At 62.5% G+C, this 16,609-nt stretch carries 14 protein-coding genes; 10 read left to right on the forward strand and 4 right to left on the reverse strand.

Features of this window, described 5'->3' with window-relative positions; translation table 11 throughout:
- Window positions 1–47: 47 nt before the first annotated feature.
- From IEX64_RS02660 to IEX64_RS02675, 4 genes are all read left to right on the forward strand, one after another.
- Window positions 48–353: a ferredoxin family protein gene (locus IEX64_RS02660; RefSeq protein ID WP_188817985.1), complete on the forward strand. Its 306-nt coding sequence runs from the start codon at window positions 48–50 to the stop codon at window positions 351–353.
- A 184-nt stretch (window positions 354–537) separates the two neighbouring features.
- Entirely contained in the window at window positions 538–2,268 is a 1,731-nt protein-coding gene (nifA, locus tag IEX64_RS02665; protein WP_188817986.1) for a nif-specific transcriptional activator NifA, read from the forward strand.
- Window positions 2,269–2,343: 75 nt separating this feature from the next.
- Window positions 2,344–3,294 (forward strand): aldo/keto reductase, encoded by a 951-nt coding sequence (locus tag IEX64_RS02670; protein WP_188817987.1) that lies wholly within the window; start codon window positions 2,344–2,346, stop codon window positions 3,292–3,294.
- A 154-nt stretch (window positions 3,295–3,448) separates the two neighbouring features.
- Window positions 3,449–5,233: a thiamine pyrophosphate-binding protein gene (locus IEX64_RS02675; protein WP_188817988.1), complete on the forward strand. Its 1,785-nt coding sequence runs from the start codon at window positions 3,449–3,451 to the stop codon at window positions 5,231–5,233.
- A gap of 27 nt (window positions 5,234–5,260) precedes the next feature.
- Here IEX64_RS02675 and IEX64_RS02680 read toward each other — a convergent pair whose 3' ends face one another.
- A complete protein-coding gene (locus IEX64_RS02680; protein ID WP_188817989.1) occupies window positions 5,261–6,526 on the reverse strand; it encodes a phospholipase A in 1,266 nt (421 codons plus the stop codon).
- A 308-nt stretch (window positions 6,527–6,834) separates the two neighbouring features.
- On the opposite strand from IEX64_RS02680, the gene IEX64_RS02685 reads away from it, so the two are divergent.
- From IEX64_RS02685 to IEX64_RS02695, 3 genes are all read left to right on the forward strand, one after another.
- The gene (locus tag IEX64_RS02685) at window positions 6,835–9,204 is read left to right on the forward strand and encodes a TonB-dependent receptor (protein ID WP_188817990.1); all 2,370 of its coding nucleotides are present in this window, start codon (window positions 6,835–6,837) and stop codon (window positions 9,202–9,204) included.
- A 154-nt stretch (window positions 9,205–9,358) separates the two neighbouring features.
- Window positions 9,359–10,339: a phosphotriesterase family protein gene (locus IEX64_RS02690; RefSeq protein ID WP_188817992.1), complete on the forward strand. Its 981-nt coding sequence runs from the start codon at window positions 9,359–9,361 to the stop codon at window positions 10,337–10,339.
- A gap of 35 nt (window positions 10,340–10,374) precedes the next feature.
- Window positions 10,375–11,322: an SDR family NAD(P)-dependent oxidoreductase gene (locus tag IEX64_RS02695; RefSeq protein ID WP_188817994.1), complete on the forward strand. Its 948-nt coding sequence runs from the start codon at window positions 10,375–10,377 to the stop codon at window positions 11,320–11,322.
- 13 nt (window positions 11,323–11,335) lie between these two features.
- On the opposite strand, the gene IEX64_RS02700 is transcribed toward IEX64_RS02695, so the two are convergent.
- The 3 genes from IEX64_RS02700 to IEX64_RS02710 form a co-directional block, all read right to left on the reverse strand.
- Complete coding sequence (locus IEX64_RS02700; protein WP_188817996.1) at window positions 11,336–11,755, reverse strand: acyl-CoA thioesterase; 420 nt, start codon at window positions 11,753–11,755, stop codon at window positions 11,336–11,338.
- Between the two features lie 87 nt (window positions 11,756–11,842).
- Entirely contained in the window at window positions 11,843–12,943 is a 1,101-nt protein-coding gene (locus IEX64_RS02705) for an NAD(P)/FAD-dependent oxidoreductase (RefSeq protein WP_188817998.1), read from the reverse strand.
- A 245-nt stretch (window positions 12,944–13,188) separates the two neighbouring features.
- The gene (locus tag IEX64_RS02710) at window positions 13,189–14,088 is read right to left on the reverse strand and encodes a LysR family transcriptional regulator (protein WP_188818000.1); all 900 of its coding nucleotides are present in this window, start codon (window positions 14,086–14,088) and stop codon (window positions 13,189–13,191) included.
- 203 nt (window positions 14,089–14,291) lie between these two features.
- Here IEX64_RS02710 and IEX64_RS02715 point away from each other — a divergent pair, with 203 nt between their 5' ends.
- The 3 genes from IEX64_RS02715 (at window position 14,292) to IEX64_RS02725 (ending at window position 16,568) form a co-directional block, all read left to right on the forward strand.
- A complete protein-coding gene (locus IEX64_RS02715) occupies window positions 14,292–14,903 on the forward strand; it encodes a glutathione S-transferase family protein (protein WP_188818002.1) in 612 nt (203 codons plus the stop codon).
- On the forward strand, window positions 14,900–15,865 hold the full coding sequence (locus tag IEX64_RS02720) for a pyridoxamine 5'-phosphate oxidase family protein (protein ID WP_188818005.1): 966 nt from the start codon (window positions 14,900–14,902) through the stop codon (window positions 15,863–15,865). The genes IEX64_RS02715 and IEX64_RS02720 overlap by 4 nt, the downstream gene beginning before the upstream one ends.
- Before the next feature lie 238 nt (window positions 15,866–16,103).
- Window positions 16,104–16,568, forward strand: a complete 465-nt coding sequence (locus IEX64_RS02725) for a nuclear transport factor 2 family protein (RefSeq protein WP_188818007.1) — start codon at window positions 16,104–16,106, stop codon at window positions 16,566–16,568.
- The last annotated feature ends 41 nt before the right edge of the window (window positions 16,569–16,609 follow it).

Raw genomic sequence — 16,609 nt, forward strand, 5'->3', positions numbered from 1 at the left:
AGACGACAGCATTTTTTTCGAATTCGGATAAGACGAGGAGCAGGTAAATGAGTGATGTGATGGTGGCGCCCCGCGCCAAGGTTGAAGAAAAGCTCTTCCAGAACCGCTACCTTGTCGATGCGGGGCGTCCGCACATCAAGGTGAAGGCGCACACCAAGCCGTCGGCCAGCCTGCTGGCGATGACCACGCTCTGCCCGGCCGGCTGCTACACGCAGACCGAATCGGGACAGGTCGAAGTTGCCGCCGACGGTTGTCTCGAATGCGGAACCTGCCGGATCGTTACCCGCAAGACCGGCGAAATCGAGTGGAACTATCCCCGCGGTGGTTTCGGCGTCCTGTATAAGTTCGGATGAAGTCTCGACTTTTTGATAGTGCTATTGCGCATGGTTATCAATTTACGGTCTTCGCACTGTTTGCTTGTAGAATCGGCGGAAATCTGAGACTTTTTTACTATAACGCCCATTTCCCCGGCGCACGACCGGGCCATGTAGAAGTGGCGGTTGGAGGAGATGACCTGACGGCAGGAACACATCCGTCATGGGCAGTCTCGTGATCAGCTATTCGAACCCTTTATCGTCCGGATCCTACGTGAACACGTATAGCCGCCAACCGAGCCACACGCGGGCCGACATGGCCTTGCGCGGCGTTTACGAGATTTCGAAAGTCCTGGCCGTGCCGGGGCGCCTGGAAACGACGCTGGCCAACGTGCTCACGTTGCTGTCCAGCTTCCTCGACATGCGTCATGGGCTCGTGACCATGCTCGACGAGGAAGGGGCGCCGAGCAACGTCGTGGGGATCGGCTGGAGCGAGGAACGGGCAAGCGCATGGCTCGGCAGTCTTCCCGAACAGGCTGTCGAGCGCATCTTCACGACGGGGATGCCCGTCGTTGTCCAGAACATGCAGAAAAGCTCGCTATTTCCGGGTTGGCGTTTCGACGGGCCGATCGAACCCGATGGGCGCGTCTCGTTCATCGGGGTACCGATCAAGGACCGCAACACAGTCGTTGGTACGCTGACCATCGAACAGATCTGGGACGAGAGCACGACCTACCACGCGGCCGATGAAGACGTACGCTTCCTGACCATGGTGGCGAACCTGATCGGACAGACCATCCGCTTGCTCGAAATGGTCCAGCGCGATCGCGAGCGGCTGATGGAACAGCAGCGGATGCTGGAAAAGGGGCTGATCCGCGAAGCGCCCACCTCCGGTGCGGGGGGCAAGAAGGGCAAGGCAGGCAAGGTTGGCATCGTCGGCTCGAGTCCCGCGTTGCAGAATGCGTTGCAGCAGATACGCCGCGTTGCGCGTAGCCATTCGGCCGTCTTGCTGCGCGGCGAGTCCGGCACCGGCAAGGAACTCTTCGCGCGGGCCACGCACGACTTCTCGCCGCGGGCCAAGAAGCCGTTCATCAAGCTCAACTGCGCCGCATTGCCGGAATCGGTCCTGGAGTCCGAGCTTTTCGGACACGAGAAAGGAGCCTTCACCGGCGCTGTCGCCCAACGCAAGGGGCGCTTCGAACTGGCCGATGGCGGCACTCTTTTCCTCGACGAGATCGGCGACACGACGCAGGCGTTTCAGGTCAAGCTCCTGCGCGTGCTGCAGGAGGGTGAATTCGAACGCGTCGGCGGTACGCAGACGATCAAGGTCGATGTCCGCCTGGTCTGTGCGACGAACCGGAACCTTGAAGAGATGGTCTCGAAGGGTGAGTTTCGAGCCGACCTCTATTACCGCATCAACGTCGTCTCGGTTCGTCTGCCGGCCCTGCGCGACCGGCGCGAGGACATTCCCCAGCTTGCCCGCGAGTTCCTGCGCCGCTTCGATGAGGAGCACCATACCGAGCACCAGCTTTCGCCCTCGGCGGTCCGGGTGCTGGAGAGCTGCTATTTCCCCGGCAATGTCCGCGAACTGGAAAACTGCATTCGCCGCACGGCCACGCTGGCGCACGACGATCGCATCGATGACGAGGATTTCGCGTGCCGGCACGACGAGTGCCTTTCCGCGACCTTGTGGAAGTCCGCGGTTTCTCCGCCATTCCCCATCGTCCAGCCGCGCACTTTTGCCGAGCCTGACATCGCGCCCGATCCTGCGCCCCGTGTCGATGCCAGGGATGAAGTGCCGGTCGACAATGTGAAAGTCGGCCGCGGCGAACTGGTGAAAGCACTTGAGGCGACGGGCTGGGTTCAAGCGAAGGCGGCTCGCGTGCTGGGGCTCACGCCACGACAGATCGGCTACGCAATCCGCAAGTACGATATCGAGGTGCGCAGGTTCTAGGCCCTGTTTGCATGTGCGCCGGTTTGATTGCACCTAGGCTTTCAACGGCAAGATGCAGCGATGGGAGAGAACGCGATGCGCATGCGCAAACTCGGAAGCACGGGTATCGAAATCGCGCCGCTGGTTCTGGGCGGAAACGTTTTCGGCTGGACGGCGGACAGGGACGCCTCCTTCGCGATCCTTGATGCCTTTCTGGATGCCGGGTTCAATGCGATCGACACGGCGGACGTCTACAACCGCTATGCGCCTGGGCTTGTCGGTGGCGAGTCCGAAACGGTTATCGGCCAATGGATGAAGGATCGCGGTGTACGCGATCGTGTCGTGCTGATCACCAAGGGCGGCTTGCCGATGGGCGAAGGAATGGAAGGCCTCGGCCGCGATTACCTGTCGCGCGCTTGCGAAGCCTCATTAGGTCGCCTGCAGACCGACCATATCGATGTCTATCTCTCGCACGCCCCGGACCCTCATACGCCCATCGCAGAAACGATGGAGGCATTTCAGGGCCTGATCGATACGGGCAAGATCGGCCATGCCGGGTGTTCGAACTACCCTGCCGATCTTCTCGCCGAAGCGTTGTCGGCTGGTGGGCACGGGAAGGCACGTTACGAAGTGATCCAGCCTCTCTACAACCTTGCTGCGCGTGGTGACTATGAAGGGATAGTCGAAGACCTTGCCGTCGAGCATGGCCTCGGTGTGATCACCTACTACGCGCTTGCCGGAGGTTTCCTGACCGGCAAGTACCGCAAGTCCGAGGACGCCGAGGGCAAGGCCCGTGCAAGGGTGGTGTCGCAATATCTCACTCCCGAAGGCCTAGACTTGCTGGCGAGGGTGGACACGGTTGCAGCGCGCCACGACGCGCGGCCGGCGCAAGTCGCGCTCGCCTGGGCGATGGCGCGTCCATCCGTCAGCGCGCCTATCGCCAGCGCCACGAGCACCGCGCAGCTCGAAGAGATCCTGCAGGCGACCCGCATCCAGCTGTCGTCCGAAGACATGGCGCTGCTCGAAGGCGAGCGGGCGGCAGGATAACGCCGAGGCGCTGAAACTGACTTGCGCGAAACGAAACAGCACATTTCGCGCAACCGGCGTTACGAGGTGCACAATGGAGTGCTGGACCTCGCCTGTGCTCCCCTGATAGCCGGAACGCACAAGAAGCGATGAACCAGATGAGAGGCCTGATCCGATGACCCAGACCATGTATGACCATATTCTCGACCTGCTGCAGGCGGAAGGTGTGGACACGCTCTTCGGCATTCCGGATCCCAGCTTCTTCGGCATGTTCATCGAGGCGGAACGGCGCGGCATGCGCATCATCTCTCCGCACCACGAGCAGGCGGCGGCGCTCACGGCGGACGGCTATTTTCGCATGACCGGCAAGCCGGCGGTGCTGTGCATGAACAAGGGGCCGGGCGTCGCCAATGTCATGGCGGGCGCCAACTTCATGATGAAGGAAAACGTGCCCGCCGTGTTCATCATGGCCAACCGCCAGCGGTTCTATGAACAGAAAGTGCGGCGCGGCAAGATGCAGTATATGAGCCAGCCGCCGCTGTTCGAGAACACGGTGAAGTACACCGGCGTGATCGAATACCCGCAGCAGACCGACGAGATCTTCCACGAGGCTTTCCGTCAGGCGCTCAGCGGGGTGCCGGGGCCGACCTACATCGAACTGCCGCTTGGCGTGATGCAGGCCAAGTTCGAGAAGAAGCCCGCACTGGCGCCCAGCCAGTATCGCCTGGTGCACCAGCGCGCCGATGCGCAGTCCATCGCCGAAGCCAAGGCGCTGCTGGAAAATGCCAAGTCGCCGGTGCTGCTGCTGGGGCAGGGCGGTTTCGTCAGCCGCGCGCACGAGGTGCTCACTGAACTGGCGGGCAAGCTCAAGTGCCCGATCCTGCTGTCCAACGCGGTCGAGGCGATCCTGCCGGGGATGGAGGCGCGGACTTTCAACTACAGCTCCGCTGTCGGTGCGGAGATCGCCGGGCAGTCGGACGTGGTGCTCGCCATCGGTACCGAACTGGGCGAGGCGCTCAATTACGGGCGCGGCCATTCGTGGAAGCCGGGCAACGAAACGCGCAAGTGGATATACATCGAGCGTGATGCCGATGCGATGGGCGTGAACCGGCCAATCGACGTGCCGCTCGTAGGAGACCTGCGCGACGTGGTGCCGCAGCTCAACGCGGCGCTGGAAGGCGTTTCGCGTGAATTGCCCGCCAAGCTGGCCGAATGGACCAAGCAGCGCGATGACGCCAAGCAGGCGCTGATGGATGCGATCCCGACCACGTCGATGCCTATCCATCCAGGCCAGGTGCCGATCGTGGCGACCAAGGTCGTTCCCGAGGACTCGATCCTCATCCGCGATGGCGGCGGCGCAAGCATGTGGGCCTCTGCACTGGTACAGTTCACGCCGCGCGATTCCATGTGGAGTTCGAACTGGGGCGCTATCGGCAATGGCCTGCCCATGGCCATGGGCGCGCAGCTCGCCGTGGGCGACAAGCGCCGGGCGGTGCTGCTTACCGGTGACTCCGCGTTCCTCTTCCACATTTCCGAGATCGAGACGGCGGTGCGCAAGAAGCTGCCGATCATCTGCATCGTCTCGGTAGACCACGCCTGGGGGCTTGAGGCGGCGTCCTACAAGGCCAACTTCGGTGAGAACACATCGACGCCGGAAGCCCGGTGGAGCAACGAAGTGCGGCTCGACAAGACTGCCGAGAGCTTCGGCGCGCATGGCGAATATGTCGAGCGTCTGGAAGAGCTGGCCCCGGCTGTCGAGCGGGCGCTTGCCTCGGGCAAGCCGGCGGTGATCCACGTCGAAGTCGACCAGATGGCCAGCAGCACCTTCGAGGGCGTGCCCGGTTTCACCGAGTTTCGTGCATGGTTCGGCGAGGAAGGCGATTTCCTCGGTGTCCCGGGTGTTGCTCCGGCTGCTCCGTCTGCGTCAGGCAGCGCCACGGAAAACAGCAGCGGCTACTGACGCCGCTACCGGGCGTTCCGCTCGGCCTCAGCGAACCATGGCGAGGCCGATGCGGAACCGGGTGGTGTGGACGTTGTAGTCCAGCAGGTTCTCGCCGTACCCCACGAAGCTCTGGCCGAAGAGATAGAAGTCGGGCGCCCCGGAAATGATCCGGCGGAGCGGGTAGGACAGGTCCGCTGCGAACGAGCTCTTGCCGCTGGAGAGGCTTATCCGGGTGGTGGTCGAAAGGCGCAAGCCTTCCTCCTCGCCGATTTGCACGAAGAGTTCGGTGTTTCCCCGGTAACGGCGAATGTCGGGATTATCGGAGAGGTCACCGGCGTAAAACCATGCACGCGGGGCAATGATCAGACGACGGTCATCGCCAAGCGAAAAAGCCGCCATCGGCGAGAAGTAGACGGTATTGAGGCTGCGCGATGAATCGCCCGCACGCCCGTTGGAGATGTGCCGCAGACCGACTTGCCCGCTGAGCGTCGTAGTGCCTGCAAGGCTGACCGAAGGCGACAGGTAAAAGACTTCGGGCTGGAAATCGATGTTGCGGAAAGGCGAGGAATCGGCCCCGAGATTCCAGAACATGCGCTGGGTGTACCCAAAATAGAGCCCATCTGCGGGCGAGAAGCCGTCGCTTTGCTCGTCCTCGCCGTGCTTGCCGTAGATCTTGTATTTGAAGCTTATCTGAATGCGCGCTTCCGTGTTCGTGCCCGGCCCGAAGACACCGTAGATCGGTTCGTAGGCGGTCAGGTTGTTGAGGAAAGCATTCCCGAACGTCTTGTCCCCCGGAGGTGCCGGTGGCGGTGGTTGTGTCGCATCGGTGGCGTCTGCCAGCTGCGGCGTCGCGGCCTTCGGGTCGCTCTGCACGGAAGTCACCGCGATCTGCTGCCCACCCCACGCAGGAACGGACAGCATCGCATCGTCGGGCACTTCGCCGGCAGGAAGCATGTACCGCGCTGAAGAAAAGGCGCCCGGCGCAATGGTAAGCGATGCGGAAGTCTCGGGTGTACGCTCCAGCCACACGGCCTGTGTGCTGTCTTCGGAAGAGATTTGCGCCTCGACCCTCTGCGGCATCGGAACGTTTTGCGGCGCATCGCCGGGATTCAGGAGGCGGATATCGACCAGAGCCATTCCGTCCGGTGTCTGCGTACCGGCCCGGCTCAGAAGAATCTCGACCGGTTCCTTTGCAACGGCCTGGCAAGGCAGCGTCACAAGGGCGATAACTGGCAGGGCGAGTATCCGAGAGAGAGCGGGGCCATTGCTCGGGCGCCGTCGGCGGATGATCCGGGTCGCTTCTTCGATCATGCGCCTGATTCTCCAATGCGGCGGCAGGGCATAAGGAGACCATGGCTTGGCGGGACAGATACTCTGGGTCAAGGCTGGCGGGCACAATTGACTGCAGCCGTCATCAATCGACCTTGCGATCACCCCGGCGTTTCATCGCCGCACCCTGCAATTTGTCCACATTGGTCAAGCCCGCGCGAACAATCTGCGTCAAGGGAGGCCGGTTGGAGAGGATATCAATACGGCCGGAGCACGGGTGTGCGTTCGGTCTGTCACATCCATCCTCTCCGTTACGGTCGAGCCCTAAAGGGCCGCAGGGAGGACTACACATGCATTCTTCGATCGCGAAGTTTTCGACTTCGTCTCTGGCGCTTGCCGCCGCGCTTCTCGCCACGCCTGTGTTTGCCCAGGACACAAATGTAGCGGATCAGGCCGACTCTTCGAACGAGATCGTCGTTACCGCGCAGCGCCGCGAGGAGCTTTCGCGCGACGTGCCGATCAGCGTCACCAGCCTTGGCGGAGATCAGCTGGCGGCGGCCAACGTCAAGCAGCTCTCGGATACGGCCAAGCTGACGCCGGGCCTGCGCTTCGATAGCCAGGGGCCTGCCGTGCAGCCGACCATTCGCGGTGTCGGCACGGCCATCACCACCTCCGGTGGCGGCCCCAACGTCGGTATCTACGTGGACGGCTTCTTTCAGGCGAACACCTACCTGTCCGACTTCGACCTGCTCAACGTGCGCAGCATTCAGGTGCTGAAAGGCCCGCAGGGCACGCTCTTCGGCCGGAATACGACCGGCGGCGCGATCATCGTCACCACCGCCGAACCGAGCACGATCACCAGCGGTGAGGCCAAGGTCAGCTACGGCCGCTTCAACTCGCTGAAGGCGCAGGCCTATGCGACCTTCGGGATCAGTGACCGCGTGGCCCTGGACATCGAAGGTCTCTATCGCCGCGGCGACGGGTACTTCACCGACATCAGCGATGGCAACGACGAGATCGGCCAGTACGAGAACTGGTCCGTGCGCATGGGCCTGAAGGCGGATCTCACCGATGACGTCTCGCTGCTGCTGCGCTGGATCCATGCCGAAACCGACGATCCGACGACGCAGCTTGTCAATGCCTATGTCGACAAGTCGGGTCAGGCCGGGTTCCTCGACAAGGTCTCGGCAGCGGGTCAGTCCATCTATGGACAGGCTGCTTCGCAGGGCCTGCCGCTGGTGGCCATGTTCCCCAACGGCTCGCCCACCGCACCTTACTATTCGGCCATTCCCGGAACTTACGCGACCGAGCCGGGCGACGTCCTGCTGAACAAGCCGCTGAGCTTCCGTACGAACTCAGACGCGCTTCAGGCCACGATCAAGGCCGATCTCGGCTTTGCCGACTTCACCTCGTACACGCAGTACCGCAAGGACCTTTCGCCCTACTACGGCGATCTGGACGCATCGGCCGTGCCGATCTTCAACATCTACGTCGGCGTGAACGACGAGACCTGGAGCCAGGAATTCCTGTTCAATTCGAAGCCGGGCGGGCCGCTGCAGTGGACTGCGGGCCTCAACTACTTCCAGATCCGCGACACCTGGGACATTGGCGCTTCGTTCGGCGGTGCGGACTTCGCGCCCTTCGGCGGCTCAAGCACCACAACCAAGTCCTACGCGGCCTTCCTCGACGCGACCTATGAGATCAACGACCGGTTCTTCGTGACGGTGGGCGGCCGGTACAGCCACGATGTCGTTGCCGATGGCTACTTCACGGCCAACTTCACCACGCCGCTGACGGGATACACCGGGCCCGATGGACAGAACGTTCCGTTTACCGGAAGCCCGGGTGACCGGATCGCGGTGGACACGCTCAAGAACGACAGCTTCACCCCGCGTGTCGTGCTGCGGTACAAGCCGAGCGAGGATTCCAGCGTCTATGCCTCCTACACCAAGGGGTACAAGGCAGGCATTCTTAACGTCGGCGGCTATTCGCAGCAGCCGGTGAAGCCGGAAAAGATCAGCGCCTTCGAAGTCGGCTACAAGTTCGACAACCGCGTGTTCCAGGTCGATCTGGCCGGGTTCTACTATGATTACAAGAACCTGCAGGTCTCCAGCTACCAGGACGGCGCGGCTCAGATCCGCAATGCTGCCAGCTCCGAAATCTATGGCGCAGAAGCCCAGCTTCGCTACAAGGTGACCAGCGACTTTACGATTAACGGCGGCGTCGCCTGGACCCACGCACGCTACAAGAGCTTCGAGAACGCGCCGTATTACAGCTACTGCGACCCGGCGGCGGCAGCCGACTTCACCAACCCGCTCAACTGCGCCTTCAGCGGCACGCAGTCGCCGGGCGGCATCGTGCAGGCCTCCACCGACGCCTCGGGCTTCAAGATGCAGCGCGCGCCTGAGTTCACCGGCAATATCGGTGCCAGCTACGGTCTGGATCTTGGCGGCGGCCGGCTCATGCTCTCGGGCAACCTCTATTACACTTCGAGCTTCTACTTCGACCCGGAGCAGCAGTTCAAACAGAAGGGGTATGAGGTGCTGTCACTGCGTGCGCAGTGGACGGACCCGACCGAGACCTACACGGTCGCGGCTTTCGGCGACAACGTCACCAACAGCCGTTACCAGACGCAGGTGCTCTTCAACACGCTGGGCACTGGCTCGGTCTGGAATTCACCGACGACCTACGGTGTGGAAGTCGGTGTAAAGTTCCGCTGAGTCGGTTTGGACCAAAGATGGCGGGAAGGGCACGGCCTTTTCCGCCATCGGTCCAGACACTAGCATTACGGCGCGTGGCAGAGCCCCACGTAATCGCTCTGTCCGCCAACCGATGACGAGGAACGCGTCGAAACCGGAATAGGACCCTGATTCCATGGCCATGATCGAAACCGCACGCGGCACAATCACATCAAGCGACCTGGGCAGGGTTCTCATCCATGAGCACGTTTTCCTCATGGATATGGAATATACCTTTAACTATCGGCCGGATTTCTTCAGCGACAAGACCATCGACGATGCCGTCGCGCGGCTCGATGCGCTGAAGGCCAGCGGGATCGACACGATCATCGACCTTACCGTACTGGGTCTGGGGAGGCACATGCCGAGCCTGGCGAAAGCAGCGGCCAAAACCGATCTCAACATTATCGTGTCGACGGGTGCCTACACTTTCGATGCCGTGCCGGCGCCGTTCCAGTTCTGGGGGCCGGGGCTGCTCAAGGATGCCGACGTCGAGCCGATGATCGGCCACTTCGTTTCGGATATCACCGAAGGTATCGGCGGCACGGGCGTGAAGGCCGGCATGCTCAAGTGCGCGATCGACGAGCCCGGACTCCAACCCGGCGTTGAGCGCGTGATGCGCGCGGTAGCGCGGGCGCACGTGATGACCGGCACGCCGGTAACCGTGCATACCGCGCCGCTGCAGCAGACCGGGCTGATCGTGCAGGACGTGCTTACCGAGGAAGGCGTGAACCTTGAACGCGTGGTGATCGGCCATTGTGGCGATACCAGCGACATCGACTACCTGATGAAGCTGGCCGACAAGGGCTCGATCCTCGGCATGGACCGCTTCGGCGTAGAATTTGCAATCACCATGGAAGAGCGGGTGAAGACGATCGCGCAGATGGTGCAGCGCGGCTATGCGGACCAGCTGACGCTCAGCCATGATTGCTGCTGCTGGTCGGACTACTTCCCGGATGTCTCCGACTATCACCAGGCCATGCCCAATCATCACTATCTGCACATCCACAACGACGTCATTCCCGCGTTGCTGGAGGCCGGGGTTTCGCAAGGCGACCTCGACAAGATGTTCGTCGACAATCCGCGAAGGCTTTTCGCGGCACCCGGGAAGGACTGACAAACAGCCCCCGGATCAATGGGAGAGGGAGAGAGATGGAGGATCTTCGTTTCGATGGGCGCACGGCAATCGTGACCGGCGCCGGAGGCAATCCCAGTCTCGGCCGTGCCCATGCGCTCTTGCTGGCCGAGCGGGGCGCCAACGTCGTCGTCAACGATATCGGGCAGCTTCCCGCCGGTCTCGGGTATGAGGGCGAGGCCAGTGCCGAGGCTGTTGCCCGTGAAATCCGCGAGGCCGGAGGGCAGGCGGTGGCCGATACCAACAGCGTCGCCACGCAGGACGGCGCCGACTCGATTATCGACACCGCGTTGGAGGCCTTCGGTTCGGTCGATATCCTGATCAACAACGCGGGCGTTTGCCCAGTCGTTTCTTTCGATGACATGACGCCGGACGACTTCCGTCAGACCATCGAGATCAATCTGATGGGAACGGTGCAGACCTGCCGCGCGGCGTGGCCGCACATGAAGAAGGCAGGCTACGGGCGCATCGTGAACATCTCGTCCGGATCGATGAGCGGGTTTGCCTGGCAGACGGCCTATGCCGCAGCGAAAGGCGGCGTCTATTCGTTTACCCGCTCGCTGGCATCCGAAGGCGTCGAATTCGGGATCAAGGCGAACAGCTTGGTGCCGGGCGCACTGACGCGGATGGTCTACGCGGCGCAGGAGGAGGAAACCTCATCCTTCATCGCCCATGCCAGGCAGAACCTGCCACCTGAAATCGTATCTCCTGCGGTGGCCTTCCTCTCGCATGAGAGCGTGCCGTTTACCGGCGAATGCATCGAGTCCATCGGCGGCCACGTAGCGCGGTTCTACCTCGCCCGTACGCCGGGCTTCGACGATCCGGAAATGACGATCGAGACACTCGCGGAACGCTGGCGGGACCTGCTCGCCGGAACGCCCGATGGGCTCTCCCGTCACGACGAAGCCGATCCGCGCGAATGGAGCATCAAGCCTTACCAGCCTGACTGGTTCGCCAAGGCTTGAAGAGCCGGACGGCTTAACCCGCCTGTTCGGTGTCGTCGGAGGAAAAGAACCGCTGGATCACGTCGCGGGTGAGGCGGGCAGGGCGCAGCGTTTCGGCATCGACGCAGCACCAGCTCGATTTGACTTCGGCCAGCACTTCCTCGCCTCGGCGAATGATGGTCTCGTAGAAGGCCCGCGCGCCTTGCACGCGTTCCAGCAGAACGGTGGCGATCACGTCGTCTTCGAGGAACGCGGGTTTGCGGTATGTAATCTCGTGCTTGAGCGCGACCCACATCTTCTGGGCAACCGCTTCGGTGGGTGCCAGCGCGCGCCAGTGATCGAGCACGGCGGCCTGAACCCATTTCAGATAGCTGGCATTGTTCACATGCCCCATGAAGTCGATGTCTTCCGGGTCGATACCGATTGAAAAACGGTGGGGAATCGCGTGGCTCACGGAGCAATCACTTTCATCTGCACACCATGCGAGATAGGCGCTTCGGCTTCGCCTTCAAGAGCTGTTAGTACCTCATGGGCACGGTGGTCAGGAAGGTTTTCCCACCATCGATGCCACGTGATTGCCGATTGCCATCGAGGACGTAAGCCCCGGCGATTCAATCCCGAACAGGTTGACGAGACCGACAAGCCCGTGGGTCTCCTGGCCCTGTAGCACGAAGTCGGCGGTCGGCATGCCCGGGCCGGCCAGTTTCGGGCGCACGCCTGCGTAGGCAGGCTGCAGCCGGTCTTCCTCGGCATCGGGCCAGATCCGACGCGCCGCTGCCAGGAACTCGGGTTTGAGGGCCTGGTTGACCCTATAGTCGACTTCGTCGATCCAGTGGATGTCCGGTCCGAAACGGGCCTGTCCGCCAAGATCCAGCGTGAAGTGCGTGCCGAGGCTTGCGGGGCCGGGCACCGGATAGATCAACCGCGTAAACGGCACGCGCCCCGAATAGGAAAAATAGCAGCCCTTGGCGTAATAGAGGCGGGGCACCAGTTCCGGGTCGAGAGCCTCGATCGTTCCTGCCAAGGCCTGTGCCCCGAGCCCCGCCGCATTGATCAGGATCGGCGCGGCCAGATGCGTCTCGCCGACCTTGACCTCCCAGAGCGCTCCCTTGCGGCGCACGCGTTCGACTGCAGCATCGCATACCAGCATCGCCCCATGGGCTTCGGCTTCACCGAGCAGGGCGAGCATGAATTCGTGCTGGTCGACGATGCCGCTCGATGGCGAATGGATAGCGCCCGCACAGCTGAGAGCCGGTTCGAGCGCGCGGACCTCGTCGGGATCGAGCCGGACCAGATCGTCGACGCCGGCGGCGGCGCCGTGCGCCATGACGGCATCGAGCGCCGGAAACTCCTCTTCGCTCCCGGCGATGATCAGCTTGCCGCACCGCCGGTGCGCGACGCCACGCTTTTCGCAGAAGTCGTAGAGGAGGTGCCTGCCTTCCACACAGAATTGTGCTTTGCGCGATCCGTCGGGATAGTAGAGCCCGGCGTGGATGACGCCGCTGTTGCGGGACGACGTGACGGTGCCGAACTGTTGCTCGCGCTCGAGGATCATGACGTCATGGCCATCGAGCGCGAGGGCCCGGGCCACCGCCAGGCCCACGACACCGGCCCCCACTACAATCGCGCCAACCTCTTCCATGTCCTACCCTTAGTTCATGGAGGGAGGGATGAAACCCATTTTGCGGATAGCAGGCTAGTCAAACCCACGCTTAGCGCTTTCAAGCGTCCGCCGCGCGAAGCGTTCCACTTGCGCTATGTCTGTGTCTCCAGGTCGGGCACGGAAGTGTGCTGGAGAGGCAGGTAGGCCTTGCTTGATTTTTAATTAATTGCCGTAAAGAGGAAGTTTTTATTCCGATTTATGGAATTATAGGCCTGCGCTCGTTGCTAGTTGATCAACCGGTTTGCGCGCAGGCGTTCGGCGGCGAAGTCTACGAAACTGCGAACCTTGGCAGAGGCTTTGCGCCCTTCCGGGTGGATGATGTGGATCGGCAGCGGTTCTTCCTCATAGTCCTCAAGCACCGTTAGCAGGCTGCCTTCCTCCAGACAGGGGCCTATCTGGTAGGACAGGACGCGGGCGAGGCCCCAGTCAAGCCGTGCGGCTTCGATCACGCCGGCATAGGTATTGCAGTACAAGGAAGGGCGGACCTGTACGCTGGAGCGCTTGTCCTCCTGCCCGAAGCGCCAGTCGAGTGACGCAAAGGCGCTGGTGCCGGCGATGATCGTGTGGTCGGCCAGATCGGCAGGCGTGCGCGGAACACCGCGGGCCTCAAGATAGGCAGGCGATGCGCAAACCACGCGGCGCACGGTCCCGACCTTGATCGCGGCGTGGCTGGAATCGGGCAGGTGGCCAATTCGGATCGATACGTCGATACCTTCGTCGACAATGTTGGTCACGCGGTCGAGGAACAGCAGGCGGGCGCTCACATCCGGGTAGGTGTCTAGGAACTCCGTGATGATCGGCAGGACGTAGATCTGTCCGAAAAGGACCGAAGCAGTCACTGTCAACGTGCCGGTCGGCGTGGCATATATGCCTGCGGCCGCGGCATCGGCTTCCTTGATATCGGCAAGGATGCGTCGGCAGTCTTCCAGATAGCGATGTCCGGCATCGGTCATCTGCACCGATCGCGTGGTACGGGTCAGAAGCCTTGCACCGATGGCATCCTCCAGCGCGGAGACGGCGCGGGTCACGGCGGGCGGGCTCATGTTGAGATTGCGCGCTGCCTCGGCAAAGCCGCCGGTCTCGGCCACCCGAACGAAGACCTTCATCGCATGGAGCTGATCCATGTGTCCCACCCTTCCTTATCGCCGGCGTGACACGGCGGTGGCCGATAAGCCCACCGCGTGCAGCGTAAGGGCCATGGCCGCTTCCCGCAATCTGGTTATTCCGCAGGATGGAACGGTGCCTTGCATTTAAGGCTCGTTCTGTCGTGAGCAGAAACGCCGCACTGTGCGCAGGACCTTGCCGAAGACCTCGAAAGGACCACGCCGTGAAGCTTTATCATTACCCCCTATCCGGTCATTCGCACCGCGTCCGCCTGTTCCTGTCGCTTATCGGCGCCGAGGCCGAGCTCGCGCAGGTCGATCTGGGCAGCGGCGAACACCGGGCGGCCCCGTTCCTTGCGCTCAACCGCTTCGGGCAAGTGCCGGTGCTGGAAGATGGCGATACGATTGTTTCGGATTCCAACGCGATACTCGTTTATCTTGCGAAGAAATATGAGCGCAGCGACTGGTTACCCGAGGACCCGGCGGGCGCCGCTGCCGTACAGCGGTGCCTGTCGGTCGCGGCGGGCCAGATCGCCTATGGTCCAGGTGCGGCCCGGTTGGTCGCGCTCTTCAATGCCCGCTTCGACATGGCCGAAGTCTCCACACGGGCTCATGCTATCCTCAAGCTCATCGATGCCGAACTGGATACGCGCATCTGGATCGCCGCGTCGCGACCCACGCTCGCCGATGTCGCCCTCTACAGCTACATTGCGCGCGCGCAGGATGGGCGGATCGCGCTATCTTCCTATCCGGCCATACAGGCCTGGCTGGCGCGTATCGAGACCTTGCCGGGGTTCGTGCCCTTTTCGCCCGAGCACCTCGCGGCCGCGGCATGACCGGTGCAGAAACATCACCGCCTTCGCCCTTCCATCCCGGCGAACGCCTGCTGCAGGAGCGGTTGGGCTTGGGCGACCGGATGGCCGCGATCGGGCCGAAGGCGATCTTGCCGCGCCTGGCGCCTCAACTGCGAGACTTCTTCCCGATCCTGCCTTTCGCCATAGTCGGTACCGTCGATGATACGGAGGAAGGCAGTGCATCGCCTTGGGTCAGCGTGGTTCATGGTCCGGCAGGGTTCATTACCTGCCCCGATCCCACTCGGCTCAGTCTGAGCGCGAAGCTCGCATATGACGATCCGGCTGCGGCCGGTGTGGTCGAGGGCGCCGCCGTCGCGCTGCTGGGGATATGCCCGCACACGCGCCGCCGCAACCGCGTGAACGGGCGCATCGAGGCGGTCAAGGGGCTGGGTTTCGAGGTGTCCGTCGCGCAGGCTTTCGGCAATTGCCCACGTTTCATCAGCCCACGCAGAATGGATGCGGACATGCCCCGTGCATCGGAGCGTTCGCCAGCACATTCCATTGTTCTTAGCGGTAGCCTGGATGCGGCATCGCGCGCACTCATCTCACGGTCGGACACGTTCTTCGTCAGCTCGTTTATCGAAGCGCGCGACGCCGGTGCGTCTGATCGTGCCGCGCGGCAAGTGGATGTTTCGCACCGTGGCGGCGAGCCGGGCTTCGTGGCCATCGAGCGCCAGGATACGCTGCTGATCCCGGACTTTGCAGGCAATCGGTATTTCAACACGCTTGGCAACTTCGTGCTCAATCCGGTGGCAGGCCTGCTCTTCATCGACTTTGCGACCGGGGACATGTTGCATCTGACTGGCACTGTGGAGTTTCCGGCAAGGGCCGGGCCCCGCTGGCGCGGGCATCCGCCTTTCGCAGAGGCCGAACGCTTCTGGCGTTTCACCCCCCGCAAGACCGTCATGCGCCGTGCGGCGCTGCCGCTCGTTGCAACCGATTGAGGGCGTTGTCCGGTGCCATTTCGGATTCCGGAACAGTCCCTTTCCGACAACATGAATTCCGGCACCTGCCGATAGAGCCTAACCCGTTTTTGCAGCCGATGTTCACTCCACGGCTGTCCCGAAAAGCTCGCCGCGACCCCTCTTGAACCACGCGCGGGCCCTGCTGCGCCCGGGTCTTCTCTCAGCCCCCCGAAGACCCGGGCGCTTTTTTGTTCCGAGCAACCAAGGAGTTTACCCCATGATCCGACCGCCCTTGCCGCCGTTTACCGAAGAAAGCGCCCGCCAGAAGGTTCGCCTTGCGGAGGATGGCTGGAACAGCCGCAATGCCGTCGCCGTCGCACTGGCCTATTCGCGCGATACGGCCTGGCGAAACCGCGTGGAGTTTCCGCGTGGGCGCGGAGAGGCCGAAGCCTTTCTTGCCCGCAAGTGGGCGCGGGAGCACGAGTATCGCCTCATCAAGGAGTTGTGGGCCTTTACCGGCAACCGGATCGCTGTCCGCTATGCTTACGAGTACCGCGACGACAGCGGTAACTGGTTCCGCGCTTACGGCAACGAGAACTGGGCGTTTGCGCCGGACGGCCTGATGGCCGAGCGGCATGCCAGCATCAACGAGATGCCGATAGCCGAGGCAGACCGGCTTTTCCGTTGGCCGCTCGGGCGGCGTCCCGATGGTCATGCCTCGCTGTCCGACCTCGGGCTGTGACGGACGATCTATTCCATTTATCTGAACAATGTCTTCCTCAT

Source organism: Novosphingobium indicum (genome assembly GCF_014645195.1).
Taxonomy (GTDB): Bacteria; Pseudomonadota; Alphaproteobacteria; order Sphingomonadales; family Sphingomonadaceae; genus Novosphingobium; species Novosphingobium indicum.

What these genes read in the sequence shown, in the direction of transcription:
- IEX64_RS02660 (WP_188817985.1), top strand. Translation starts at nt 48, where the DNA reads ATGAGTGATGTGATGGTGGCGCCCCGCGCCAAGGTTGAAGAAAAGCTC.
- nifA (WP_188817986.1), top strand. Translation starts at nt 538, where the DNA reads ATGGGCAGTCTCGTGATCAGCTATTCGAACCCTTTATCGTCCGGATCC.
- IEX64_RS02670 (WP_188817987.1), top strand. Translation starts at nt 2,344, where the DNA reads ATGCGCATGCGCAAACTCGGAAGCACGGGTATCGAAATCGCGCCGCTG.
- IEX64_RS02675 (WP_188817988.1), top strand. Translation starts at nt 3,449, where the DNA reads ATGACCCAGACCATGTATGACCATATTCTCGACCTGCTGCAGGCGGAA.
- IEX64_RS02680 (WP_188817989.1), bottom strand. Translation starts at nt 6,526, where the DNA reads ATGATCGAAGAAGCGACCCGGATCATCCGCCGACGGCGCCCGAGCAAT.
- IEX64_RS02685 (WP_188817990.1), top strand. Translation starts at nt 6,835, where the DNA reads ATGCATTCTTCGATCGCGAAGTTTTCGACTTCGTCTCTGGCGCTTGCC.
- IEX64_RS02690 (WP_188817992.1), top strand. Translation starts at nt 9,359, where the DNA reads ATGGCCATGATCGAAACCGCACGCGGCACAATCACATCAAGCGACCTG.
- IEX64_RS02695 (WP_188817994.1), top strand. Translation starts at nt 10,375, where the DNA reads ATGGAGGATCTTCGTTTCGATGGGCGCACGGCAATCGTGACCGGCGCC.
- IEX64_RS02705 (WP_188817998.1), bottom strand. Translation starts at nt 12,943, where the DNA reads ATGGAAGAGGTTGGCGCGATTGTAGTGGGGGCCGGTGTCGTGGGCCTG.
- IEX64_RS02710 (WP_188818000.1), bottom strand. Translation starts at nt 14,088, where the DNA reads ATGGATCAGCTCCATGCGATGAAGGTCTTCGTTCGGGTGGCCGAGACC.
- IEX64_RS02720 (WP_188818005.1), top strand. Translation starts at nt 14,900, where the DNA reads ATGACCGGTGCAGAAACATCACCGCCTTCGCCCTTCCATCCCGGCGAA.
- IEX64_RS02725 (WP_188818007.1), top strand. Translation starts at nt 16,104, where the DNA reads ATGATCCGACCGCCCTTGCCGCCGTTTACCGAAGAAAGCGCCCGCCAG.